Raw genomic sequence first — 25638 nt, forward strand, 5'->3', positions numbered from 1 at the left:
TGCTGCGTGAACCCAATAAGCGCGGGTTGGTTGTGGCGCATCAGCGCGAGGCTGCCAGGAACATTCTCGGGATAACACGATATGCGATAAAGAATCTACCGACATGGTTTGCACAGGCCGTGGGTATAGCACCCGAGTATTTCACAAAGTTCGAGGTTCAGTTTGCACATAACGGCTCGGGGTTGAGGATTAGCTCGGCGGAGTCGGCAGAACCCGGACGAGGTGAGACGCTGAACTTTCTGCATCTATCCGAGGCAGCGTTTTACCCCGATGCAGACTCGCTTGTAAAAGCCCTTTTGGAAGCTGTGCCGAAAAATGAAGGTACAGCTGTTTTTGTTGAGTCCACCGGCAAGGAACCGTCGGGGTATTTCTATGACCTCTGGACGCAGGCTACGCAGGGGCTTGTAGATTACGAGCCACTGTTCTTCCCGTGGTATGAGCATGAGGAATACAGGATGCCCGTACCCGATGGTTATGAGCCTGTTATCCCTGACGCTTTAGCACCACTTGTGCAATCCGGCAAGATACCATTGGAAGCCTTAGCATGGCGGGAATGGGTTATACGAAACGACTTCATGGGAGACGATGCAGCATTTTCCCAGGAATATCCAACTACGCCGGAAGACGCTTTTTACAGGCCCGATGCCAGGCTGTTTTCACCGGAAGCTATACGTGCAAGGATGAAGGAGCTTGATGATAACAACATCGCGCCGACAGAAGGCTTTTTGGTTGATCCGGGCCACAGGTTTATACGACAGCCTGGGGAACGGCTGCATGTATACAAGCCACCTGAACCAGGAAGGACTTACGTGATTGGCGCCGATGTTGGTTCCGGTGTGGTGGTAGGGCGTGAAGGTGACTACTCCAGTGCCGATGTTATTGACGTTGCTACCGGTGAACAGGTGGCGCATTTCCACGCCATAATGGAGCCGGGCGTTTTTGCGGTTGAGCTTAAACTGCTTGGGGAGTGGTATAACAATGCCCTCATTGCAGTGGAGATAACCGGTGGTCATGGGCTTTCGGTAGTGACTACTCTCAGAGACATGGGTTACATGGCATTGTACAGAAGGAAAACCTATGACAGAACCACCCAGCAGTGGGTTGATAAGTTAGGTTGGCACACGAGTAAATCGACCAAGAAGCTGATTATTGATGGTTTAAGAGCGGATTTCCGCAACGGCCAGGTTGTTATTAACGAACGGGCTACTTTGCAGGAGATGCTTACGTTTGTGAAACTTTCGGATAAGGTCGACCAAATGGGTGCCGCGCCGGGAGCTAAGGACGACCGCGTAATGTCACTGGCCATAGCAGCTCAGGCCAGGCGGGAAGCTGCTCCGGCTATAGCTGTAGTCCAACAGTCTGCTGTGTCAGCACAACCCAACACGGAGCAGTCTCAAGAGCCTAACCCCTGGCGCAGGCGGCGAGGAGACTTTCGCAGACAGCACCCGGAGCTGGGTGTTTATGCATGAAATAATATTGGAGGTGGATTAAATGCCTTTTACGACTAGCACTGCTCAGAAGATAATTAACATGATTTTGCGGAACAATGCCTTTACACAACCGTCTACCGTGTACATTTCGCTTCACACTGCTGACCCCGGAGATACAGGAGCAAACGAAGTCTCAGGTGGCAGTTACGCTAGAAAGGCCATAACGTTTGCTGCGCCCAGCGGCAAGAGCACGAGCAACAACGTAACACTTGAGTGGACGAACATGCCTGCTTGCACTGTAACACACATTGGTCTGTGGGATGCGCAATCAAGCGGAACATTATGGTGGACTGGACAGTTAACACAGAGTAAAACGTTGCAAGCTGGTGACGCATTCCGTATTGATAGTGGAGCGCTTACAGTTACACTGACATAGTTGAAAACTGGTTTTGTATGGATGGTGATGCGGTATGGTCTTTGGTAGACTACCTTACGGTAGCTGTACGTATAACGGTGGAAATACTGTTAGTGCTTCCGTGAACGCTTCTGGCGGGAGCACATTATCTGTTTCCGGCGTACGCGTTACAATCGCCGTATCTACAACAGGTGGTTCTGGTACGATTTCAACCGTTTGCATCCGCATCACCATCGGTGGTTCTAATGTTACGTTTACGGCTTCCTTAAGCGGTTCAAGTATTCGTATTACAATCGGAATATCGTCTACTACAGGTAGAGGAAGTATTACCAGTATCTGTATAAGAATTACGCTTGGAATATCGTCTACCACAGGTGGAGGAAGTATCACAAGTATCAGTATACGAATTACGTTGGGATTATCATCTACTACAGGAAGCGGTACTGTTTCGAGTGTAAGTATACGAATTACATTAGGTAGACCTACGACGAATGGTGCAGGCGACCTGCTTACCGTAGCTATATATATTGCTATTGATGCGCCCACACTTTCTGTCGGCGCTACCACATTTAGCGTGGCCATTCGCATAACCCTTGGTGCACCATCAATGAGTGGTACAAGCAGTATTTCCAGTATTAGCATACGCATTACACTTGGCAGGCCTACAGCAGCTGGTGCAAGTGATTTGTCCGGCATAGCTATTTACATTGCTATTGATACACCTACACTTTCTATCGAAGCTGCGACGTTGAGCGTGGCTATTCGTATAACCCTTGGTGCACCACTTGCAATGGGTGCCGGTACTGCGTCAGGGTATGCTGTATATATAGCTGTTAGTGTAACACAGATTTCTAGTACCGGTGCTGTTTCAGGTGCCAGTATCAGGATTACACTTGGTGTATCCGCACTTTCTGGGAACGGTACGGTGACAAGTATTAGTATACGTATAACACTGGGTATACCTACACTTTCGGTTAACGGTACTGTTACGGGTATTAGTGTACGTATTGTACTCGGTCTTACGGATACTATAGAAGAAGGCGACTTTTCGGGTGACGCTTTACGTATTGCAGAAGTAGATTTAGATATTTCCGATACAGGTGAGTTTACCGGAGCGTCGATACGTATAACACTCGGATTACCGACAGTAAACAGCTCTATTGCTTTGTCTGCATTTGCTTTGTATATTGCTATAGGTTCGCCGCACGTCGTCGGAGAAGTAATTGAGGATGGTAGCGGTACTTATATTGCTGTTAGTGAACCTGAGGTTTACGGTAATACAGAAATTGATGGAAGTGGTTTGTATATTGCCGTAAATGGTTCTGACATCTATGAGGATAGCCCTGCAATAGGAGAAGGCTTATATATTGCTGTTGGGGCTTCTCTGGTACTTGGAGAACTTGGTGCGACAGGTACTTCTATACGTATTACTCTCGGTGCTCCGTTGTTACTAGAATATCTGTCAATGTCTGGTATAAGCATATACGTTGCAGTTGGTTCTTCAGGTTTGGTATGCGATGGTAGTGCTTTGAGTGAGAGTATTAGAATTGCACCGGGTACTGCGTCTTTAGTTGTAATTGTGGTAGATGTAAACGATGGTACTCGAATTGCTGATAGTGCTAGTGCTGTAAGTGTGACAATTCAAATAGAGCCTCAAGGGTTGCGTGTTGCAGTAGTTGTAACTTATGTTTCTGGCGAAGATTCTACATCCGGCGATGGTACAAGGTACGCTCTGTCGTATATATTTTTAGATGGATTGACCGATATTCTGGCAGATGCGTCACGGTTCTTAATTTCCGTTGTGATAGTGTTTGGCACTGTAGACCTGGTTGTGAACGGTATTGTAGTTGCTCCTCCTATACACGCTACTTATGTCGTTAAGGCAGTTTGGCAGTATGGTTACGGAGTAAGAATAACTGGTAAACGTGATTATGCAACAACGGTTAGCGCGGAGCGAAATTACTTCGTTACGGCGCTAGAGGAGTGATATGGTATGAAAGAAAAAGATGTTGGAGTAGCACTTGTTTTCACAATTAGGGACGACAAAGGAAAACCTATGAATTTGTCCGGTGTCAAAAAAGTTTCTCTGGTTGCGAGATTAGGTGGTAATACCTTTGAGCGAGATTGTATTGTTGTTAATCCTACAGGTGGGGTTGTAAAGTACGTGGTGCAGGATGGTGATTTAGAAAGCGCTGGTAGGCTGCTTATGGAGATTAGGATAGAGTATGAGGACGGTAGAAGGTACACAACTTCGCGCGCCGAGGATGTTGTAGAAGGGCGTTTAGAGTGATGATAGGAGGTGTTAAGAGTTGGCTGCTTCTGTACTTCTCAATAACGTGATGGCCAATGGACCGGGATTAGCTTTGGATTGCACAAATAAGAAGAGAGCGCTTTTGCGTATAACCGGTAAGTTCCATGCGGATGTGGTTTTTGAGGCTTCTTTGGACGGTGTAGACTATTTTTCCTACAGTGGTAGGGCTAATGGCGCGGGTAGTAGGGTTGCGGTGGTGAGTGCTCCCGGATATGTAGTGTTTGAAGTAGAGCCGATAGTCTACTTGCGCCCGAAGGTTAGCCGGTACGAGTCCGGTGCGATTACCGTTGTGGGATATGCGGAGTGATGCGGCGTGGCGAAACAGCGTTCTGGTGTTTACAAGACATGCTTAGTTTGTGGCAAGGAATTTTATGTACCGCGATACCGTAAGGACATTGCCAAGTATTGCTCGCGTTATTGTCAGAATCACGGACAATATGAACATATCCAAAAGGTGTGTGCAGGTTGCGGTAAGACTTTTGTTGTTAGTAATTCTAGAGTGAGCATGAAGTATTGTAGTGAAGACTGTAGGCAGGTCCATGCGAAAACAGAGCGCGAGCGTAGAAAAATACAGAAGACTTTACAGAAGCTAAGGCGCGGTAATAATCATTCACGTAACTTACGTAATTGGCTTAGGGCGATAGGCTTTCGTTTCAAGTGTGCTAATTGTGGTTATGAGGAATACGAGTTTTGTATAGATATTCACCATTTGGATGGAGACCCTCATAACAACGCTCTTGAAAACCTTGTTCCTTTGTGTGCTATATGTCATAGGTTGGTAACGAAGGGTTTGTTGGATGTCACTAAACTTTGTAAACCCATTGCTAATACTGGAGGCGAGTGACTATGCCTTTAAAACAGGGGTATTCTGAAGAAACCATCAAACAGAATATTCGTGAGTTGATACGTTCTAACTATCCTCAAAACCAGGCCGTGGCCATAGCTTACTCGCAAGCTAGAAAGTCAGCTAAGAAAGTCAAAGACCCGCATCGTAGAGCTGCAATAATGAGAAAGCTGAGGGGGAAGAAGAAAAAATGAAGTTTGAGGTTGTTGAAAACGGAATGGGATGCTGCGTTCTATGTCGTGGTCCGATATTCGGAAAGGCAATAGTGGTTGGAAATTTCGATTTCATCTGTATGGCATGTGCTAATGGGATAGCAGAATGTGTCACTCCGAAGGAGACTACGGAGGCTACGGCTAAAGAGGAGTTTAAGTGCACCTCATGCGGTAGGGAGTTCGAGAACAGGATGGCTTTGATAGCGCATAAGCGCTATTGTAAAGGTGGTGATAGTGAATGACTATCACCGTTGTTGTTTTGGCTGCCTCTCTGGTAGGAGTGGTGGCTTTTTTAGTTTACCGTGAATGGTATCATGCGGAACACATTGAACGACTGGAAAAGCGCTACTTTGATGAACGTCAGATGCTTCTTGACCGTGTTATGGCCCGCGACTTTGTGGAATATAAGCAGGGTGAAGTGGCTACTCGAATACAGGAGCAGACTGCACAAGCACAAGCGCATAAGTACAATGAAGATTTTGATTGGAGTCGCTTGGGAGAGTGATACTCTGTGGCCCAAAATATTGGTTTGAGGGACTACTTTGAAAAGCAAGGATATAAAGTTAATTACGACAACAAAACAGGAAACATAACGATTTCTGACCCTAAGACAGGTCATTCTGCTACAGTTCCAAAAGGTACTTACAGTTTAGTTAATAATAGGGCTTATGTAAGTCCTGATTATGCGAGGTCTGTTGGACATACGCTATTCTTTGGCAGTCCTGAAGCGTATGCTGAAGCCATAAAGACGAAGGAAGCAGCTGGTATACCTTTGGATGACCCAGCGGCAGCGGCGCAGTTTAAACAGAACTATCCACAATTGTTTTCAACACCACAGACACAGCAGCAGCAACAAACGACACCATCTGACTGGTGGGCACAGTTTTTGCAAGATTATATGCAGTCTAGCGAAGCTCGTATTAATGCCTTGCAATCGCAACTTAGTAGCTTACAAAACCAAAATCAGTTTTTGAGTAGCATGTCATCACAGCTACAGTCGCAAAATCAGGCTTTGTCAGATTTGATAAGGCAATTGCAAAATGTACAACCGCCACAATTACCTACTCAGGAAACGAAGGTGGAGACTGTGCAGGAAAATGTTCCGGTAGAAGGTGTTGAACAGACACAGCCACAACAGCAGACCACTCAGACAGAAGCTCCCAAAGGTGCTTCTGGTTTTGTTTTGCAGGGTGGTACGCTACCGTCAACTCCTGCGGTAACAGCGGAGGCTCTTTACGATTATTACCGTAGACTTACGGGGCGTGAGGATGAGAGCGTTAGGCAATTTCTAGCCGGACCGCAGTTCCAAGCGGCGTTACAAGGTGCAGTGCCTGCATGGATGGCAGCAGACCCAATATGGAGATTGCTTCTTACAAGGGCGGGGGTGAATCCGAAGCAATTGCGGTTGGATACCCTTCGTGAACGGCTTAACAAGGGGGATTAAACGTGTTTGGGGTACCGAACATTGTTAACGAAGTAAATAAAAAATACCGCATAGCGCGGCAGGCCAGGATTAAGTACGAGAAGGACTGGAAACTCAATCTGGCATTCTACACAAATAGGCAGTGGGTAACTTACGATAATGGCTTCCAGCGTGTGGTGGAATGGATACCGTCCAACCGCAAGCCCAGAGCGACGACCAATTTAATACTTCCGGTTGTGAGGATAGAATATGCAAGGTTAACGAGAAGCAAGCCAGAGTTCACGGTTGTGGCCCGCAGGCCGGACCAGGAGACGGTGTTGAAATCAAAGGCGTGTCGTAACTACCTGGATTACCGTTGGGATTGCGACCGGCTGGGGGATACGTATTCTATGGCTCTTCTGTGGGCATTGGTCACTGGTACCGGTTTTACAAAGACATACTGGGACCCTGATGCAGGAGATGTAGTTGAGCTTGAGGATGGTAAGCACACATTGGGTGAAGTAATGGTGGATTACTGCTCGCCATTTGAAATATTGGTTGACCCATTTGCAAGAGATATTAGTGAAGCGTCTTGGGTGATACACGCAAGGGTTCGCCCTGTGGAGTATATCGAGATGAAGTATGGTGTCAAAGTGCCTGCGGAGACAGCTGATGTACTCGGCTTGGCATGGTATGACATCTCGGAAAAAGGTCATGTTGAAGGCACAATACCTTCAGCAATCGTTAAGGAATATTGGGAGATTCCAAATCCGAAGTATCCTCGTGGCAGGTATGCGGTGGTGGTTCAAAATCAGGTGCTTTACGAAGGTGAAAATCCTTATGCGGATATATGTCCTATACCTTTCGATATGGTACGGTATTTGATAGTACCAGGGAGGTTCTACGGAGATAGCACAGTAACGCATTTGCGTCAAATCAACGTGCTCTACAATAAGCTCAAGAGCGACATAATCGAGAGTTCAGCCAAACTGTCTAATCCCCCGATGGTGGCTCCGGTAAATTCTTTGCTTCAAACGCCCCGGTTTGAGCCGGGAGAGATAATTTACTATAACCCGTTTGTTCCAGGTGCTGACAAAATAACGTGGATGAATCCTGAGCCTTATCCACCTCAACTAGTGAATTTGCTGGTGCGTCTGGCTCAGGAGGTAGACAGCGTATCAGGTATTACTGAAGTCTCCCGCGGTATGGTACCGAGAGGTGTGCGTTCAGCAGAGGCTATGGGCCACTTGTTGGAACAGGAGGAGATGCGTGCTTCTGTTACGGCACAGGAATATGAGCGTATGATTGGGGCTTCACTCACCAAAATGCTGAGGCTTGCGAAGAAGTTTTACGATGTGCCTCGGATGGTGCATGTACTTGGAGAAAACCAGTCCTATGAAGCAAAAGTATTTCAATCAACCGATATACCGGCGGATGTGGAAGTGCAGGTTGAGCCCAACTCCACGTTGCCGAAGTCCAAGGCAAAGATTAAAGAAGAGCTTTACGGCTTGTGGGACAGACAGATATTGACTGACCCGCGCCTCCTGCTAAGAATGACTGACTACGGCAACATGCAGGAGGTTTTTGCTGACCTAGAACTTGATACTTCCCAGGCGCTGCGGGAAAACGAAAGAATGTCCAAAGGTCAGGAAGTTAAGGTAGAAGATTTCCATAATCATGCAGTGCATATTACCGAACACAACCGTTACCGTAAGACGGTAGCGTTTGAAAAATTACCGGATAAAGTAAAGGAGATGTTTGCGAAGCATGTTGAAGAGCACAAACAGTTTCTTACACAAGCACAACAGCAACAACCTGAAGGAGGTGATTTAAATGGCGGAGGACGTGAAGGAGCTAATAAACAGCGCCGCACCGCAAGGTGATGCTGCACCATCTACTGAGGAACCGACAGCTGGGTCTGTGAACGAGCCAGTAGCTAATGATGTAGATGGTGGTGGTGGTGTGGCTACGGGTGGCGAAGATATGGCTTTCGTACAAGACCTGTATGGTCTTCTGCGGAGCAACCCTGACCTGGCAAACAGGGTGGCGGATGTGATAGAGGAGTTCTTTGGAGGAGGTGAGAAACAGGTGGCAAAGGAAACTCCAACTTCATCGCCGTCTACGCTAACGCCAACGGGTGCAGCAGGGCAAGGTACTCCAGGAGGAGGTATGCCGCCGGAGTTGATGGCGCTTGTGCAGGTCTTAGACGGACGCTTATCCAGGCTCGAAAAGAGTCAGGCTGATATGGCTCTGGAGAGGGAAATGGCTGATACGAAACAGGAATATGAGAGGCTTAAAGAGCACTTTCCAATACTACCTGACCTCAACGATAAAGAAATTTTACAGATTGCCTTGCAGTATGATGGGTTGCCTTTAAAAGAAGCACTTTACTTGTGGGCAATGCAAAAACTGCAAGAAGGAGAAGGCTCGGTAGCTGACCGCTTGGTCGCTGCCAGAATCGAGCAATCCAAGAATAACCAGGCACCTCGGGTTGAAACAAAGGGCGGTGGAATACCCGCAGGCACGCAAGAGCCGCCGAAGAACTTCCGTGAGGCTCGCAGGCGTGCTAAAGAATTTCTGGAAGCTATTGCTGGTGGACCAACAACTTGAAAATTATAGAAGGGGGTTTGGTAAGATATGGCATCGAATATCCAATATTATGAAGCCATACTCAAGGAGCATTACGCTCCGGTTATCGCGCGTCAAATATGGCGCAAAACGGCGTTGCTTCAGGAGTTGGAGAAGTCAAGCGACTTCGTGGACATGAGCGGTAGGTACTACTATGTGCCTGTCGAACTCGGTCTTAACGAAGGTATCGGTGCTGGCGGTGAATACGACCCATTGCCCGAGCCTACCAATGAGATTACGGCAGGTGCGAAGTATTTCTCCGTTCAGCAGACCGCGGTAGCGCAGCTTTCCATACGTGCTATTCAGGGTGGTAAGGGTAAGGAGGCTGTTTGGGAGGACTTGCAGTCCTTCAAGTTTGAATCTCTTACCCGTAATTTGCGTATGGACATTAACAGGCAGCTCTTCGGCGATGGCTCTGGTAGGTTAGCTACTTGCGGTGCTATGGGTTCTGCCGGTAATACCATTCCTGTAGACAGCACCAAGTATCTGCGTGTTGGTATGGTGATTGATATAGTTGACCCATCCAACGGCGCGGTACTGGCACAGAAGAGAAAGATAACCGCTGTAACCAAGGACACCGACATTACAATTGATGGTACCGCAGTACAAACTACCGCTAATCACATTATCACCCGTTATGGCGCATTCAATAAGGAGTGCGACGGTCTAGCTAAGATTGTGTCCAAGACCGGTGCTGTTGGTGGTATTGACCCTGCTACACCGGGTTTTGAAGAGTGGTGTGCTGCCTACGTAGATGAGACCGGTGGCGATGTGTCTCTGCCGTTGTTTGAGAGGCCTATCCGTGAGATTCGTTTACGTGGTGGTACCGTAGACCTTATAATTGCAAGCCCCGGTGTTGTGACGGCTGCTGCGAACTACCTCGAGAGCTTTAAGCGCATTCCTGTAGATTCCGATAAGATTAAGCTCCCCGGTGGTTTCGTGGCAATAAGCTGGAACGGTGTGGCCCTTGCTGAAGACGCTGACTGCCCGAAAGGTACGGCATACTTCCTTGCATTGGAACTGAGTGAGAACAACGATGAAGGCGCTTTGCAGTTCGGTCAGCTCGGTGAGCCCGGTTGGGTGGACCTTGGTGAGGGCATCCTCAAATGGGCTGGCGACCGTACCTACAAGGCTGTATACATCTGGGATATGAACCTGCTCACGATACACCGCAACTTAACAGCAGTGGTTAAAAACATCACTGAGGCGTAGGGTTTAACCCCTGCGTCTCTTTTTGTTTTGTTGTGAGGTGAAGCAAGTGCTCTTGGAAGTAAAGACGCACGTTTACAACATACCTGAACGTCTTAAAGAAATAGACCCCAATCTTAGGGTGTTTTTTAACACCGATACCCAGCAGTACGAGGTATGGGGTCGGGATTTGTATGGTGAGTATGAACTAGGTTCTTTCTCATACTTGGACCAAAGAGTAATCAGAGATATAAGATATGGTTATTGGTTGGCTAACAACACCGGTAGACCGTGGAAGGAGTTTCTACGTCAATTACGTCGCAGAAAAGATGCGGCGGATGAGGAAGAAGTAAAGTATTGGCGTGACTTGGATTACGCTTTGCAGGATGACTTCCGCTGGTTTGGCAGAACATTATATCCTGGCTGGAGCAGGTAGGTGATGATGATGGATATGACCCTGCGCCAGTTAATAACAGCGGTTAGGGATGAGGTGCACGACCCCTATGGTTACAGGTGGTCGGATGAGACGATAAAGCGTTACTTGAACGACGGTCAATTGGACCTTATAAAGGATTCCCGTCGCTTGCACATTTGGGAATATGCAGTTGATGCGGGTGTTTCGCAGGTTAATCGTCCAATTGATTTGCTTGTCCCTAAATATGCTTATTTTGACCTTTATAATGGGGAGCGTGTTCAATTACACTTTAGCCATGACTACCCAGCTTCCCAGGACGTGGGCGTTCCTGAAAAAATCTGTGTTATTGGGGATATGTATTACCTTTATCCGGTACCTTCTGTTGGCGGCCAATTAGCTCTGTTAGGTGTGAAACGTCCTATACCAATGGAAACTGACGATGATGTTCCTTCGGTGGAGGACGCCGACAGCCTTCTTGTAGCTTATGCAGCATGGCAGTGTTACTTGTCTGATAATGACCCGATGGCTTCGGTTATGTGGGATTATTACAATCAACGTCGTGGTGAGTGGATGGTGCTTGATGCTATGAAGAACCCAACCACTACCGTAATTGAGCGAAACTGGTGGGATTGATATGTCGAGGAAGAAGAATCCTTATCCGGTATATTCGGCAGTAAAATTTAACACTTTTGAAGGTGGTTTGAGCACGGAACCACCGACTACTTTAGAACCCAATCAGTTAGTGCAAGCCAAGAACGTGATGCTAACGCTAGATGGTCATGTGAAACCGAGGCCAGGAATGAAAAAGAGGTTTGCTCAGGACTTCAGTAACCAGCCGGTGAACGGAATAGGAGTTTTGTACAAATCAGACCGTACCAGCTACTTGGTGATGGCTTCCGGCACGGCACTTTACAAAGACAAACCGCATGTCATTTTTGAGTTCGACGGTCAGGCTGACTGGGAGCGGACCGATGTTTACACCAACCTTGACACCAAATCATCGCCGGGCGACGTAAAGTTATATACACCACCTCAGGCTACGTTTCTTGGTACCGCTACTTTTGATAAAATGTGGATTTAATATGGATTTAAGGAGGGAAAACAATGGCAGCTATAAGCACTTACTTGGCGAATAAGCTGCTTGACCATACATTGAGGAATGTTGCGTATACACCGCCGACTACGGTGTATGTAGCACTTTACACGAGCAACCCCGGTGCAGGGGATACTGGTACTGAGGTTTCTGGTGGAGGATATGCCCGTCAGCAGATAACGTTCAATGTGGCTTCAGGTGGGCAGATAACAAACAATGCTGATGTAGTATTCCCTGTGGCTACAGCTTCTTGGGGTACGGTAACTCATATCGGCATACGTGATGCTGCTGCTGGCGGTAACTTACTCTACTATATGCCTTTGGACGTAACCAAGACCATTGACGCCGGTGACCAATTAAAAATACCTGTTGGGCAATTGACAATTAGCATGGTATAGTGAGGTGACATTAAATGCCACGTTTAAAAGCGGCTAACAATGCTAGAACTGTACTAGCACAGGCAGTTGGTACGAGTGATACTACTATTTATGTGCAGGATGTTTCTATGTTTCCCAGTCCGCCGTTTCGTATCACTGTGGATGCAGAGATAATGGAGGTCACGGCAGTTGACACCACTCTGAAGGCGTTTACTGTGTTGCGTGCGCAAGAAGAAACTACTGCTACGACGCACTCCATTGGTGCTGTCGTGGAGAACCGATGGACCGCTGGAACTTACAGTGAGATAGCTAGTATAAGCGACCTCACATGGAATAACGTGCAGGGGAAGCCTAGCACTTTTCCGCCTTCTGTTCACAAGAGTACTCACGCCATTGGAGGTAGTGATGCTCTTACCCCTGCTGATATTGGCGCAGTTAACAAAGCAGGAGATACAATGTTTGGGATACTTACTGTTCCTAGCCTGATTGCAAAGATAAATATCCCATCGTCTTCACCACCTTCAGCTTGGCCTGTAGGTTTTGTGGCAGGTATCGTGTATAATAATGGTTACCCAGTAACTTACGGAACAATTTTTTCTTACAAAGGTACAAGTGGAGCATCGTGTGTACAGATTTTACAAGCATGGCCGGGTAATGATGGTGGAGAAGCATATCTATATATACGTTCAGCAAGAGATACGGGAGCTGATGTTTTTGGGCCTTGGCGAAAAGTTTGGAGCGAAAATAACGACGGAGCAGGTTCAGGGCTGGATGCGGATACGGTGGATGGTATACATGCATCTTCTTTTTGGCAAGCAAATAGCGTCACAGTGCAACCAGGGAATGTTCCGATTGGTAGCAAAAATAATTATGTAGAAGGATACAATTCTCAAGGATGGGTTCTGGCAAACCAACTTACTTGCGGATGTTCGGGCACTTTAAGGATTACATTTAATTTAGCAAGCAGTAGTAGTACTCGGACAGTTCGCGGTAGAATATACAAAAATGGATCGCCAGTTGGAACAGAGCGAGTTACAAATAGTACCTCATACGTTAATTATACTGAGGATATTCCAGAATGGAACGTGGGAGATGTTATACAAGTGTATATACTTGGAGACCCTATGGGCGGTTTTGCTATGACTAATTTTCTTCAAGTAAGTGTTTTACGAGCGCCAGCATGTTATTAAGGGAGGGGTAAACGGATGCGAAAAGTAAATTATAACACAGGTGAGGAAAGAGAAACATTATTAAATGAAGCTGAGGCTCGTGGTGAATATTTAATTGAGGATGCAATTTTGTTAAATGAAAAATATTTGATTTTTGACACAGCACCACCTCAAGCACCACAACCGACACCCGACGAAATCACAGCCCAAACAATCGCACAATTAGCATTGGAAAATGCAGATTTGAAAGCACAAGTACAAACACTTGCTCAAACTGTCGCTCAACTACTTTTAAAATAGGAGGTATGGAAAAATGTCAGTATATTTTCAATTTTTCAAAATGTGCTATGTGAATGGGTGGATTACTTTAGAACTGTTACAACAGGCGTTGTCAAAGGGTCTGATAACACAAGCAGAATACGACGAAATAGTGGCAGCTAAAAAGTAGCTGCTACTTTATTTATTCCAAATGGAATAAGCCTGGTTTTGCCCAGGCTTTTATTGAATAGATGTAAAGCCTATTTGTTTTGAAGGAGGTAGGTTTACGTGCGCTACGGCCTAACACTTTACAATAGTAGTGCATTTAACCAGCAGATATTCACAATTTCAGGGGTTGTAGAGGTCAATGCAACTGTAGGTTATGTCGTTTGTTTGCGCAATGTTGAGGCTACAGGGGCAGTAGTGTGTAAGGTTACTGCCAACGTACTGGTAAATTGCTACACATCTGCCTCTTGCAACGTGGGAGCCGTAGCGCGGGTCCATGTCCATCGAATACGGGACGTTCGTTCTGCTGGGTTGGTAGATGTTGTAGGTCAGGCCGCTTCCACTGCCCTTTGTCTGGCTGCGACTCATGCTACAGCGGTGATGTCAGGGCAGGCCCACTCGACTGCTTTATGGTATGGCAAGGCTAGCACCTTGGTGGCTGTGACGGCTACTGCGGTATCGCAGGCTACGTGCTTCGTTACGCCGACAGTTGTAGTGGCTGTTATGGGAGTCATTGGTCGTACCCGTGTTAAGTATGCCTCTTTTGGGCAGGCCGTGGCGATACGGGCGGCTTATAATGAAGGTATACGTATACCTTCTGCGGGCGTGCTCTACGCTCAGCATGGTTCTCTGGAGTTTGTAATACAACCATTCTCAGTTGCGGCTTCAGCAATTCGTTATCTGTTCGACGGCGGAGGGGCTGCAAACAAGAATCTAGTGGTATTCATCACTACCGACGGTCGAGTGCAGGTATCCTATGGTACAGGAGTTTCTACTGTGACTATGACATCCACTACACAACTACCTGCTGATGGTAGTGCATGGATAGGTATTGGTTGGGATTCTGACGGTGTATCGCTGCTTGTAGATGGACAATTAGTTGCCTCTAATGAGCAGGCTCCAAACTTAGAATTTGGGGCTAATTTCTATGTGGGCTGTAGTGCTTCGCAAGCCAACTCATTGGATGGGCTTTTAGAGGAATTCCGCATTAGCTCTCGTAAGAGAACAGTGGCCGAGTTCGTGGCTGCCCATGAGGCCGGAGTGCTTGGAGCACCGCTAGAATGGGATGTGGATACCACTTACCTGTTGCACTTCGACGGTAACCTTAATGTACCTGCCGTGCGACAGGGAGTATGGCAATCGCCTGTTCTTCTGGCTCCTGAAAGTTCGGATTATAGTTCTCTGGTGGCTTACTGGGAAGATAATGTTCCTGTTCATACGGCGGTGGTGTGCCAGGTGCGTACTTCACCAGATGGGCAGAACTGGTCTTTCTGGTACGACACGATAAACGGTGATTTTTCAACAGCACCTCCTAACCCGTATGCACAGGTAAGGTTCATCCTACAAACACTGGACGAAGCGGCTGTTCCTGCTGTAAATCGTTTAGTTGCAAGTTTTGAAGGTATGCCTACCGCTGAATTACTTCATGGCGGATTATCGCTGTCAGATTCTTATACCTTTGCACAGCTTAACGATACGCTTGTTATATGTAACGGTGTGGACCAGCCTAAGAAGTTCGACGGCGAAACCATTTCCGATATTGCATCTGCCCCCAGAGCAGCATTGGTTACAGTATGGCGCAACCGCTTATTTATGGCCAAAGCTCCTTTACAGCTTTCGCACTTGTATTTCAGTGATCTACTTAATGTAGACAGTTGGCCTGCAACAAACTTTATTGCTGTCAACCCGAGCGACGGCGATGAGATAATGGCGCTTTTGCCCACTGCGTCCACACTGCTTATTGTGAAGCAGCACCGTGTATATCAGTTGCAGGGGTATTCTCCGGATACATTTCAAGTTTCACTGGTAGGTGAAGGCGGCACTATTTCTCCCTGGGGTATCATTGATACACCTTACGGGTTGTTCCGAGTTGACCGTGAAGGTGTATGGGCTACCGACCTGCGGCGCAGTATGCTCATCAGTGAGGATATTAGCAGATTGTGGAAGCAGCTTAACCAGAGAGCATTGAAAAAAGCGGTGCTGTTTTACTATGACCAGAAGTTACTGGTGGCTGTACCCAGGGCTGGCAGCAACTATAACGACTTGCTGTTGGTCTACGATATGCGCCATAAGAGTTGGACGGTATGGGAGGGTTGGTATCCTTCTTGTTTCCAGATTTACTGGGAGCGCGGCAAATGGGTGTATCTCTTTGGGGATTCTCGCAAAGGTAATGTGTATGCCATAGGCGAAGGCGCCGATGACGCCGGTCAGCCTTTTGAGGCGGTCGTTGAAACTGCACATTTACCACTTATTTCCGAGGAAATCGCAAAGCGTATCAAGTGGGTTGACGTAGCGTTGGGTGGCGCAACAATACCGACTACGGTACAGGTGAGTGCTGTTGTGGATGGCTCACCACTACCGCCGAGAGAGTTCACTGTAGACACTGAACAGGTTAGCTCTGCATATCGTGTTTATGCCCCCTCTCAAGCCAGTACGGTTGGTATACGGTTGGTTATGCCACAGGCTACAGCAAACGGACCGACGCTGTTGGGTATGGTGCTTACTTACTTCCAGCAGGCTATCAGGCCAAGGGTGGTGTTCTAGATGGCGTGGTTCGATGAAGGTTTGCTCGCTCCGTTACAGTATGCTCGTGGCGCTAACCTAAAGGAGACGGTGGATGCTTTACGTACGGAGTTAGTGAGTGTCTTAACGTCTATGGCTTTTGCACTTAACGTGCTGGATGAAAATAACTTTCCCAACGCTGTATCTGGTGGCAAGATACTGAAAGCTGACCATTCTACTCCAGTGGCTGCACTAAACTGGATTGAAATACCGTTTCCGTTGGTACTACCGCCGCAACCAGCGAGTACAACCAGCTCTCTGGACTGTGGTGGCTTTTTTGTGTGGGACCCGATTAAGTTCCCCGGTGGAAAGTGGTATCTGGAGGCAGCGATGAAGCAAGCTGGTGGAGGTACTGCAAAGGTGCAGTTGAAACTTGGTGGTGCGGTGATAGGTGAAGTAAGCACCCAAGCTACGGAGTGGACAGTCGTGCGTGGTTCAGCCTTATCAATGCCTACCACTAGCGGAGCGCTTACTGTAACATTGGTTAGTAGTGCCACAACCGTTACGGCCTATGCATGGACGGTTAGGTTAATTTGGCAACCGTGAAAGGAGGTATGCAAAATGGCCTATGATGTTCCATTAAGAAGCACTTTGGAAAAGGCTGGCTATAAAGTTACATGGCAAGGTGTAGGGCAGCCCATTAAGATTGAAAAAGAGGGGCAGACTTACGATATTTCACCGAGCAATTATCAGTTACGCGGTGGCAAGGCCTACCTCGATTCTTCGGTGTTACCGGGTTTAATGGAGAAGGCGGGTTACCAGTGGGTACGAGAAGCAATACCACAGGGTGCTGGATACCAGTATAATTACAATTCTAAGACAGGGCAGGTTACGGTGTCACATCCTTTTGGCGGTTCCTATACGTTCACTAATCCAATTGTTGCCGGTGGACGCGCCTATGTATCACCATCGGAAGCGCAAACTGCTAAATCTGTTGTTGGCCCTCCTTATGAAACTGGGTTAGCAGAAGTGGAAAAACTTTGGTCGGATTATTCGACAAAACAGCAAGAGGCAATTTCTAAACATTATGCTTACCAAGACCAGTTACTCAAGGATTACATGAACCAGATTAATAACTTCACAAAACAGTATGGTGATGCTGCTTTAGCTATGCTTAATACTTATCAGCAATACTACCAACAGGCTTTGCAGCAATTGCAAAAGCTGATGACGCCTGATACTACCGTTCCAGAAACAGTAAAAGTATCCCTGTCGATATTACAGAAAAACTTACAGGACAATTTGCAACAGTTAAACGAGGAGATGAATCGCCGTGGTATTTATCAATCTGGTTTAGCAGCAGAAATGGAACGTAAAATGCGGGAAGGTGAACTTACAGAGGAGCAAAAGATACTTGCTCAGTGGCTTGACGACGTGCATCAGAGAGCTTACGATGCCGCTTTGCGCTACGCGGACTATCTCACCAAATATGCTTCTGGTTTAGCAGATATGTACGGTACAGCTTACCTGAAGCCTATAGAGTTGGCACAGCAGGCGGCAAAAGAAGCGTACACGCTTACTTCAGGTCTGGCAGAAAACCGCTTTAAGGCTGAGTCTGACCTTCAGGCGCAGGGTTTCGATGTGCTGTCTAAACTACGTCAGACGGCTGCCGAGCAAGCTCAGAAGATTGCAGAGACACTGCGCCAACGTCAGTGGGATTTAGAAGATTGGGAGAGGCAACGAAAAGCCGCACTGGAAGACTGGCAGCGTCAGCGTCAAGCTGCATTGGAAGATTGGCAGCGCCAGCGTCAAGCTGAAAAAGAAGACCAAGCCAGCAGTGCTGCTTTACAGCGTGAGTTACTGGAAAAGAGATTGCAAGCGGAAAGACAAAACTTGGAGAGGCAGTTGCAAGTGGAACGTGAGTTGGCTCAAATGAAGAATACGTCTAGCAGCTCATCTAACGACGCGTGGTTAAGCGAGTTACTACAAATATTAGGTCAGTGATAAGGTTAGTTTAGGTGGTGACGTTCAGTTATGCTGAACCGCATCAAATCATGGCTTCGCAATCTGTGGCAAAAACACGTAGTAGAGCCTCTGAGAGCTTCCCAGGGCCGTGCGGCTATAAAGCGCGAGAAAACTATGATAGAAGCTCCTCGCGCCAAACAACGGGCACAGGAAAAGCTCATCGCCTATGATGTAGCACGTAAGTCTGGCTCGAGGGTACCCGCGAAGCAAATAGCGCCTGAAGTGGCGCAGCGTATACGTTCATTACGGGCAAGCGGAAAATTAAAAAGTGAAGCGGAACGTGTCGGTAGGAGTTTACCGCAACCTGCAAGACGAGCCACTCGACCGTTATGGCAAACAGTTCCCCGCACCATAGGCAGTAAAGTTTGGCAGGCTGTTGTGTGGGGTCTGCGGCAGTTATCACGGCCATATTACGCCTTAACCAGCGGTTATGGTGAACTGCGTAAGGCTGCCAGAGAGCTTGGTGTTGACCGGCCAGGTGCTCTTAATAAGCCGAGTGGAGAGCTAAAACGTAAGAGCCATGAAATGGTTACACGTGCATTGAGAGCTGCTGCACAAGGTTTTTTACATCCCGAAGAAGCTGAAAAGAAATATCCGCACGTTATATCAGCAGAAGAGATGCCTAAACGACTTCCTGGGTGGCTCAGAAAGACAGCGGAATTTGCCCTTGACATTGGAGTCGGCTCGGCTCTCGATTTATCTAACCTTGTCAAAGTGGCTCGTGTAGCTAATACGGCTGAAAAGATATTACCTTGGTTACGCCGTCTACCTGAAGGGAAGCGGGCATTAGCGGCTGAAGAGTATGCGCGCAGGGCAGAACAGGGTATAACGCGGTTGCATGAAACCCTGCGGCGTGCTAAGTCTGAACAGAGGCTTGCAGAAGAGACGGTTAAGGGACTGCGTAAGCAAGCTAAAACAGCAGAGCGTTTTATTAACAAAGAATATCCAGAGCTGATAGAGCGGTTGCGGGAGCGCTGGGCACAGGCCGCGGTTGAAGCCAGGCGTCTGTCTCCGCAAGGGCGTATCGCGGCACTTGAGAAGATTCGCAGCATTTCTACGGAGCTGCCTGCTATTGAACGGCGAAGAGAAGCAAGTGAGCGGATTCTGGAACAGCTACGTCAGGCTCAGCAAAACGTAGCTCGAGCGAAGCGGGTGCAGCAAGCCGTACAAAGCGGTATGCAACGCCTAGCATCTAACTTGGAAGCGCTGAGAACCGGCGGTGAATACCGACTGTTTGTAGGGCCTGTGTCTATACCGATTGAACGCATCGGTAAGGGCATCGGTTCGGCATACAGGTATGTAGTAAGTCATACGCCGGGAGTACGTGAGGTTACTAATGTATTGGCCCGTGCATTTCGTCCGGGCACTGTAGCGTATAAACCGGGTATTACAGCACGAGAAGCGGAAAGCGTCGGACGTGCGAAGCGGATGACTCTTGACTGGCTACGTAGAGCCGGTTCCGAAGCCTCTGCGACGGGCAGGCGTGCTTTAGAGGAAAGCACAAAGTATAAAATCCCATCCAAGGCATGGCAAGCAGGAGAAGCTGTTGAGGCACTTTTACAAGGACGGGAAGAGCAAGATGCGATACTACAGAAGTTGCCTTCCGAGATACGTCCGTTTGTTGAAAAAGTGGCGGATATATGGAAGACCTCGGAACAGGGTGTAAGGCAAGCATTGGAAGAGGCTTTTGGTCCAGAGATGTCGAGTTACTTCAGGCGTGATTTGCAGGACGTGACAGAAGGTTGGAAGTTCTTCTTGGAAGGTTACCTGCCGCATATAGTTACCGACCCGCCGGAGAAGATTAAGCAAGTAGTTCCCAAACTGGCAGAGGTGCTGGCAAGGTCATCTCCGGGTGCCAAACCGGGCTTTACGCGTGAGCGTTTGGTAGAGACCATCGGACAGCTCAAAAAAGCCGGGTTGCACCCTGTGGAAGACGTGCGTATCTTGGATGCCGCGCACCGTGCTCAGGCTGAGAGGCTTATACAGCTCAAACACATGACCGACTGGCTCCAGGCAAGGAATTTAATCGTGCCCATGCGTGAAGCTCCTGCCGACTGGGCTGACATCGGTAAGGTATTCCCGTGGTTGAAAGGCTATGCGGCACATCCTGAAATAGCCGATGCTGTCAAACAGGTACAAAAGATATTTGCTTACGACAACGACGCTGTTAATGCATTAGCCAAAGCAAGTCAGGCCGTTATGAATGTGTTCCGTCCACTGGTGACTACGTTGCGGCCTAAATTTCACGTTTATAATACTATGGGCAACGTCGCACTGGCCATGCAGGCTGGGATGAAGCCGGATGAAATACCCGGCTACTTGGCGAAGGGTATAAAGGTTTTGCTGTCGCCTAAAACAAAAGAAGAAAAGCAGCTTGTAGATTTGTTTCAGCGTTACGGCCTGGAAGGACAAGGTGTATTCCATAACGTGATAGAAGCACCTGCACAATTTGTAAAGGAATTGGAACGGTATTTAGAGAGAATTGGCTCTCCTATAGGGAAAATTAAGTCCGTAATATTTCCAAGATACGGTTCTAAAGTTCCCGGCCTGGAACTGATGAACTGGATAGGTCAGACAACGGATAGCGCCTTTCGCATGGGCGCTTTTTTGAATTTCATTGATAGGGGCTATACACCTTGGGAAGCGGCTCAAATGGTAAAGCGGTACTTCTTTGATTACTCGGCGTTATCGTCTTTTGAACGCAACGTGATGCGTCACATCTTCCCGTTCTACGCATGGATGCGTTACGCTATACCGCGAGCAGTTCTTGGACCACTGGAGAACCCGATTTTCACCACTACGTTTGCTAGAACACAGCAATGGTTTGAGCAGGAAAACAACATTGATGTTGACCGCGGCCAGCTACCGTACTGGCTGCAAACGGCATTGATTGTGGGGCAGGACAAAGACGGTAAAATCATCTATGTACCAACGCAGATACCGCAACAGACACTTCTGCAATTTGCTGGAGCACTTTCCGAAAAAGGCGTTCAGGGTTTGCAGCGTGAAATTGCCAGCAACCTTAGCCCAATAATAACCACGCTTATTCAGCTTGGTACCGGTGTAAGCCCGACCGGTGAGCCAGCCGCTAAAACCGGAACAGAGTTACTGACAAATATCGCCAAACGTTTTGTACCAGCATGGGAAGTGGAGGGCATTTTGAGAGCGCCCTATGATGAGGATAGACCGCGCACTACCTACCCGCTTGCGGATAGTCTTAAAGGGCTTGTTTCCCCGGTGAGTGTTTATGACTTGCCTTATGCTCAAGCCAGGGAGCAGGTGCAAGCTGAGAGTGCTGTTAATGAGCTGATTAGTGAGCTGCGTAAAACTGGTGTGGAAGTTCCAGAAACACAAACTGTTGAAAGTGAAATAAAAAAGCTGGATAGAGCCGCTATGGCACAGCAAGTAATAAAGGAACTACAAAGTAATCAATGGAAACGCAGATTGCTGGAGTTTTTAGCTAAAGGTAGCAGTAAAAAAGTATGGGATTTGGTCAACGAGCATCCTGATTTATTTTACGGTAGCAATGAGGATGTTAAGCAGCGTATTCGTAAGGTAATAACACCCGAGAACTTGATACGTTTGCGGATATACCTTGGTCGTCCTTTAAGGCCAGCAGATTTAATTGAACATTACACACAGCTCGAACGTGGTGACTTACCTGCTGTGCCACCGCAAGCGAGAACACTACAGAAAATCCTTGAACAAATAAAAACTATGAAGCAGGCACAAGCCAGTGGTGGAACCGCTGCTATTACACCTTCCTCCGCCGCCAGTGTTAACCGTAGATTTAACAGACGCCTTACCAGTGATGAGATAAATACTGTAATACAAAATGCTATAAAGATTGCCGGTGTGTCTTCGGACTGGGCGCCGTATCTACGTTGGTTGGCACAAGTAGAGTCGCAGTTTAATCCAAATGCCATCAATGCTGATTCCGGTGCGGCTGGCTTGATGCAAACTAAACCCAGCACATTTAGGGAATATGCGGCACCGGGCATGAACGATATTTACAACCCGTTGCACAATATGGTTGCGGCAATCCGCTACATCAAGGCTCGGTATGGTGATCCTTCGAGGATTCCCGGTATCGGGCAGACGCCTTGGAGAGGCTACTAGAAATCTTTCCACCTAGCCATAATACAAGTCGAATAATTAAATACGTTATTACGAAGATGTACGCCGCATGTAACAAGGCATTAAAAATAGCAATAAACGCTATATCTTCAATTTTGTAAGTATAGTAACGTTTACCTTGTTCCAGCAAATCATTGGTATAAGCGATAAACGCTAGCACTAGCGGTGCCCAACGGGTTATTTTAGACTTCATGTAGCACCACCTCCTTTATAACGGATTATATCACATTCTGGGGGTGATAGATTGGCAAAATTTCTTATTGTTTCCGCTTTAGCCGAAACGATAGGATTGGCAATTCGTCTCTTAGCCGAAGGGCATGAGGTGAAATATTATATCCACGAGAAAAGCGAAAAAGACTGCGGTGATGGTTTTATAGAGAAAGTTGACGATTGGCGAGAGTACGTCGATTGGTGCGACGTACTCTTTTTTGATGACGTTGACCAGAAGGAAAAGGGTGAAACTGCTTATGCCAGCGGCAATTGGTATCTTGAAGTTCGTGAGAAATACCCAGATAAGCTCATATTAGGTGGGCACCCCAATGTTGCCCGCCTAGAAAACGACCGCATGTTTGCTCAGGAGATATTGCAGCAGGTTGGTGTACCTATCGTCCCCTTGCAGCGATTTACAAACTTCCAAGAAGCCAAAAATTTTGTGGAGAAAAACGGTGGCGGATGGGCAATTAAGCATAACAGCCAGGTTGATAGGGACCTGGCTGGTGTGTTTTTTAAACCTGAGGAGGTGATAGAGTTCCTTGACTGGTTGGAGCAAAACTGGAAGGAGCTTGCGAAAGGTAAACCGGTGGACTTTGTACTTCAGCAGGCTGTCAAGGGAGTAGAGTTTGCTGTTACGAGTTTCTTCGACGGTGAGCGCTTCAGAAGTGAGTTTTGCTACCTTAATCAGGAGGAAAAGAAGGAGCTGGACGGTGGATTAGGACGCTCTACCGGACAAATGGGAGAAATCGGCATTGTGGTGCCTAACGCACGGTTGTTTCAACAGACACTTGCCAAGATAGAGCCTCTGCTGCGCGAATGGGGCTATTGCGGTTTCGCCGACCTCAACTGCATAGTGACTGGCCCCGACAAGGTGGTACCATTAGAGTTTACCATCGGGCGACCAGGGTATCCTACACTGTACTCGATAAGTGAATTGCTTGACGAACCAGTAGGGCAGTTCCTCATTCGCATGGCTCAGCGAGACCCACAACCTATTAAAACGCGCGAAGGTTTTGTCTGCACACTGATTTTAGCAACTGGAACATTCCCAGACCAGCACCCAACCCGGAATAAGACAGCAGTCGTGCATGGCTTGGACAAAACCGGTCTCAGGCATGTGTGGCTTGGTGAAGCGCGCTGGGAGGATGGCAAGGTTCTCGGGGCAGGAGACATGGGTTATCTTGCGGTTATTACTGGTTCTGGCTGGTCAATAGAAGAGGCCCGAACAAAGGCGTACGACACTATTTCACAAATTTCTGTGACTCCGTATGAAAAGTATCGTATGGACATTGGCTTGAGGGCTATGGAAGAGTTTCCACAATTGGCAGCGTGGAGGTGGTTATCATGATGGGTGTGCTTGTAACACTTGATGCTTACGACTGTCACAATATACCTAAGAAGATAAGTGAGCTTATGTCTATGGCAATAGACGCCGTAAAAGAAGCAGGTATGAAACCGATAGAAACAGCAGCACGTCACTTTGGTAAGGATAGCTGGAGCGCTGATGCAGGTGACAGCGTTATTACGCTGATTGTTCCAATGACGGAAAGTCACCTTGCTATTCACACGTGGCCACACTATGCCTTTGTAAGTGTGGACCTGTACACATGCGGTAATCCTGAGCTAGCAATAAAGGCGGTGCAAAGCCTCGACCACCGCCTTCAATCAGCATATAGAGTATTTAACGTTTACAACAGAGGCAAATATATTCGCAAGGAGGTAAGATTTGATGACTAGTTATGCTGATTTCTTGCAGGGCATCAAGTATGCCGTAGCTACAATCGGGGGTTTGGTGACGGGCTTCTTAGGAGGTTGGGACGCAGCGCTGAAAGTTTTGGTTCTTTTCGTCGTGCTTGATTACCTCACAGGGCTTGCTGCCGCATACTTTGAAAAACGACTGGACAGTAACATCGGATTCAAAGGAATAACGCGTAAGGTCTTGCTGTTCATACCTATCGGAGTTGCGTACTATTTAGACCAACTCCTTGGACAGCAGGTAATTCGTAGTCTTGCTATTTGGTTCTATCTGGCCAACGAAGGACTGAGTATAATAGAAAACCTGAGCAAGTGTGGAGTACCAATACCTCCAGCTATAATGAACGCCTTACAGCAGCTAAAGAAGAGGGGTGAGTCAACAGATGACAATGGAACTAAGTGAAATGGTAGAATCGTCTGGTAATTATCGCAATTTAAGTGACATTAAGTGGATTGTGGTTCACCATTCTGCTACTTCTTCTGGTAACGTGGAGATTTTTCGCCGGGAGCATAAAGCCCGGGGATGGGCTGACGTAGGTTATCATTACGTGATAACTAACGGTAACGGTGGCCCTGACGGAGAAGTGCAAGCAGGTAGACCATTACAAATGGTAGGTGCACACGCCTTAGGTGCAAACCAGGTAAGTATTGGCATTTGCCTGGTAGGTAACTTTATGGAAACACAACCTACCGATAAACAGTGGAAGAGCCTTGTCAACTTGTGTCGTTCCTTGATGACTAGGTTTAATATACCCGTTGACCACGTAATAGGGCATAAAGAAGTGCCTTCTCACTTCAATGTAAATTACGCTACTGATTGTCCTGGTAAAAACTTTTCTATAAGCAATTTACGTAAAGAACTGTCTGCTAAAAATCCAGATTATGTCGGACACTGGGCAGAGAAGGCAATAAAAGAGGTGCTTGATTTAGGTATTATGCACGGTTATGCTGATGGAAGTTTTCGACCGGATCAGCCAGCTACCAGGGCAGAGTTGGCTGTAACCGTCTTAAACCTGTATAAAATGTTAAAACGATGAAT

Annotated in this window: 28 protein-coding genes; 27 read left to right on the forward strand and 1 reads right to left on the reverse strand. The window is 47.4% G+C overall.

Annotated features, from left to right (window positions below; translation table 11 throughout):
• Nucleotides 1-119 precede the first annotated feature (119 nt).
• Both CALPO_RS0112520 and CALPO_RS15380 read left to right on the forward strand, forming a co-directional pair.
• Nucleotides 120-1469, forward strand: a complete 1350-nt coding sequence (locus CALPO_RS0112520; RefSeq protein ID WP_156940197.1) for a hypothetical protein — start codon at nucleotides 120-122, stop codon at nucleotides 1467-1469.
• Between the two features lie 22 nt (nucleotides 1470-1491).
• Nucleotides 1492-1866, forward strand: coding sequence for a phage tail fiber protein (locus CALPO_RS15380; protein ID WP_035172636.1), 375 nt, complete (start codon nucleotides 1492-1494; stop codon nucleotides 1864-1866).
• A 54-nt stretch (nucleotides 1867-1920) separates the two neighbouring features.
• Here CALPO_RS15380 and CALPO_RS0112530 read toward each other — a convergent pair whose 3' ends face one another.
• The gene (locus CALPO_RS0112530; protein ID WP_156940198.1) at nucleotides 1921-2427 is read right to left on the reverse strand and encodes a hypothetical protein; all 507 of its coding nucleotides are present in this window, start codon (nucleotides 2425-2427) and stop codon (nucleotides 1921-1923) included.
• A 25-nt stretch (nucleotides 2428-2452) separates the two neighbouring features.
• Here CALPO_RS0112530 and CALPO_RS0112535 point away from each other — a divergent pair, with 25 nt between their 5' ends.
• The 25 genes from CALPO_RS0112535 (at nucleotide 2453) to CALPO_RS14315 (ending at nucleotide 25636) form a co-directional block, all read left to right on the forward strand.
• Nucleotides 2453-3832 carry a hypothetical protein gene (locus tag CALPO_RS0112535; protein ID WP_026487634.1) on the forward strand — a complete coding sequence of 460 codons (1380 nt, stop codon included), beginning with the start codon at nucleotides 2453-2455 and terminating at the stop codon, nucleotides 3830-3832.
• 6 nt (nucleotides 3833-3838) lie between these two features.
• Nucleotides 3839-4135 carry a BppU family phage baseplate upper protein gene (locus tag CALPO_RS0112540; protein ID WP_026487635.1) on the forward strand — a complete coding sequence of 99 codons (297 nt, stop codon included), beginning with the start codon at nucleotides 3839-3841 and terminating at the stop codon, nucleotides 4133-4135.
• Nucleotides 4136-4154: 19 nt separating this feature from the next.
• Nucleotides 4155-4463 (forward strand): hypothetical protein, encoded by a 309-nt coding sequence (locus CALPO_RS0112545; RefSeq protein WP_026487636.1) that lies wholly within the window; start codon nucleotides 4155-4157, stop codon nucleotides 4461-4463.
• A 539-nt stretch (nucleotides 4464-5002) separates the two neighbouring features.
• A complete protein-coding gene (locus CALPO_RS14005; RefSeq protein WP_035172637.1) occupies nucleotides 5003-5194 on the forward strand; it encodes a hypothetical protein in 192 nt (63 codons plus the stop codon).
• A complete protein-coding gene (locus CALPO_RS14010) occupies nucleotides 5191-5454 on the forward strand; it encodes a hypothetical protein (protein WP_035172638.1) in 264 nt (87 codons plus the stop codon). The genes CALPO_RS14005 and CALPO_RS14010 overlap by 4 nt, the downstream gene beginning before the upstream one ends.
• On the forward strand, nucleotides 5451-5717 hold the full coding sequence (locus tag CALPO_RS0112565) for a hypothetical protein (protein ID WP_026487638.1): 267 nt from the start codon (nucleotides 5451-5453) through the stop codon (nucleotides 5715-5717). Before CALPO_RS14010 ends, CALPO_RS0112565 begins: the two co-directional genes overlap by 4 nt.
• A 6-nt stretch (nucleotides 5718-5723) precedes the next feature.
• Nucleotides 5724-6656, forward strand: coding sequence for a hypothetical protein (locus CALPO_RS0112570; RefSeq protein ID WP_026487639.1), 933 nt, complete (start codon nucleotides 5724-5726; stop codon nucleotides 6654-6656).
• Nucleotides 6657-6658: 2 nt separating this feature from the next.
• Nucleotides 6659-8497 carry a portal protein gene (locus CALPO_RS0112575; protein WP_026487640.1) on the forward strand — a complete coding sequence of 613 codons (1839 nt, stop codon included), beginning with the start codon at nucleotides 6659-6661 and terminating at the stop codon, nucleotides 8495-8497.
• Nucleotides 8448-9224, forward strand: coding sequence for a hypothetical protein (locus tag CALPO_RS0112580; RefSeq protein ID WP_026487641.1), 777 nt, complete (start codon nucleotides 8448-8450; stop codon nucleotides 9222-9224). Before CALPO_RS0112575 ends, CALPO_RS0112580 begins: the two co-directional genes overlap by 50 nt.
• Before the next feature lie 27 nt (nucleotides 9225-9251).
• The gene (locus tag CALPO_RS0112585; RefSeq protein ID WP_026487642.1) at nucleotides 9252-10454 is read left to right on the forward strand and encodes a phage major capsid protein; all 1203 of its coding nucleotides are present in this window, start codon (nucleotides 9252-9254) and stop codon (nucleotides 10452-10454) included.
• 46 nt (nucleotides 10455-10500) lie between these two features.
• A complete protein-coding gene (locus CALPO_RS0112590) occupies nucleotides 10501-10866 on the forward strand; it encodes a hypothetical protein (RefSeq protein WP_026487643.1) in 366 nt (121 codons plus the stop codon).
• A gap of 3 nt (nucleotides 10867-10869) precedes the next feature.
• A complete protein-coding gene (locus CALPO_RS0112595; protein ID WP_156940199.1) occupies nucleotides 10870-11478 on the forward strand; it encodes a phage adaptor protein in 609 nt (202 codons plus the stop codon).
• Nucleotide 11479: 1 nt separating this feature from the next.
• The gene (locus CALPO_RS0112600; RefSeq protein ID WP_026487645.1) at nucleotides 11480-11926 is read left to right on the forward strand and encodes a hypothetical protein; all 447 of its coding nucleotides are present in this window, start codon (nucleotides 11480-11482) and stop codon (nucleotides 11924-11926) included.
• Between the two features lie 23 nt (nucleotides 11927-11949).
• Nucleotides 11950-12336, forward strand: a complete 387-nt coding sequence (locus CALPO_RS0112605; protein WP_026487646.1) for a phage tail fiber protein — start codon at nucleotides 11950-11952, stop codon at nucleotides 12334-12336.
• A 194-nt stretch (nucleotides 12337-12530) separates the two neighbouring features.
• The gene (locus CALPO_RS0112610) at nucleotides 12531-13505 is read left to right on the forward strand and encodes a hypothetical protein (RefSeq protein WP_156940200.1); all 975 of its coding nucleotides are present in this window, start codon (nucleotides 12531-12533) and stop codon (nucleotides 13503-13505) included.
• A gap of 15 nt (nucleotides 13506-13520) precedes the next feature.
• Nucleotides 13521-13784, forward strand: a complete 264-nt coding sequence (locus CALPO_RS0112615; RefSeq protein WP_026487648.1) for a hypothetical protein — start codon at nucleotides 13521-13523, stop codon at nucleotides 13782-13784.
• 13 nt (nucleotides 13785-13797) lie between these two features.
• Nucleotides 13798-13932, forward strand: coding sequence for an XkdX family protein (locus tag CALPO_RS14525; protein ID WP_084295289.1), 135 nt, complete (start codon nucleotides 13798-13800; stop codon nucleotides 13930-13932).
• 539 nt (nucleotides 13933-14471) lie between these two features.
• Nucleotides 14472-16511, forward strand: a complete 2040-nt coding sequence (locus CALPO_RS0112625; RefSeq protein WP_169736196.1) for a LamG domain-containing protein — start codon at nucleotides 14472-14474, stop codon at nucleotides 16509-16511.
• Nucleotides 16512-16580: 69 nt separating this feature from the next.
• Nucleotides 16581-17075: a hypothetical protein gene (locus CALPO_RS0112630; protein ID WP_156940201.1), complete on the forward strand. Its 495-nt coding sequence runs from the start codon at nucleotides 16581-16583 to the stop codon at nucleotides 17073-17075.
• Between the two features lie 15 nt (nucleotides 17076-17090).
• A complete protein-coding gene (locus CALPO_RS0112635) occupies nucleotides 17091-18473 on the forward strand; it encodes a hypothetical protein (protein WP_026487651.1) in 1383 nt (460 codons plus the stop codon).
• 399 nt (nucleotides 18474-18872) lie between these two features.
• Nucleotides 18873-22613: a transglycosylase SLT domain-containing protein gene (locus CALPO_RS0112640; RefSeq protein ID WP_218915189.1), complete on the forward strand. Its 3741-nt coding sequence runs from the start codon at nucleotides 18873-18875 to the stop codon at nucleotides 22611-22613.
• 262 nt (nucleotides 22614-22875) lie between these two features.
• Entirely contained in the window at nucleotides 22876-24192 is a 1317-nt protein-coding gene (locus CALPO_RS0112645; RefSeq protein WP_026487653.1) for a hypothetical protein, read from the forward strand.
• Complete coding sequence (locus CALPO_RS14310; protein WP_084295290.1) at nucleotides 24189-24581, forward strand: S-adenosylmethionine decarboxylase family protein; 393 nt, start codon at nucleotides 24189-24191, stop codon at nucleotides 24579-24581. The genes CALPO_RS0112645 and CALPO_RS14310 overlap by 4 nt, the downstream gene beginning before the upstream one ends.
• The gene (locus CALPO_RS0112655; RefSeq protein WP_035172644.1) at nucleotides 24574-25002 is read left to right on the forward strand and encodes a phage holin family protein; all 429 of its coding nucleotides are present in this window, start codon (nucleotides 24574-24576) and stop codon (nucleotides 25000-25002) included. The genes CALPO_RS14310 and CALPO_RS0112655 overlap by 8 nt, the downstream gene beginning before the upstream one ends.
• Entirely contained in the window at nucleotides 24983-25636 is a 654-nt protein-coding gene (locus CALPO_RS14315) for an N-acetylmuramoyl-L-alanine amidase (RefSeq protein ID WP_051585994.1), read from the forward strand. Before CALPO_RS0112655 ends, CALPO_RS14315 begins: the two co-directional genes overlap by 20 nt.
• Nucleotides 25637-25638 lie beyond the last annotated feature (2 nt).

The sequence above is a fragment of the Caldanaerobius polysaccharolyticus DSM 13641 genome, assembly GCF_000427425.1.
Classification (GTDB): domain Bacteria; phylum Bacillota; class Thermoanaerobacteria; order Thermoanaerobacterales; family Caldanaerobiaceae; genus Caldanaerobius; species Caldanaerobius polysaccharolyticus.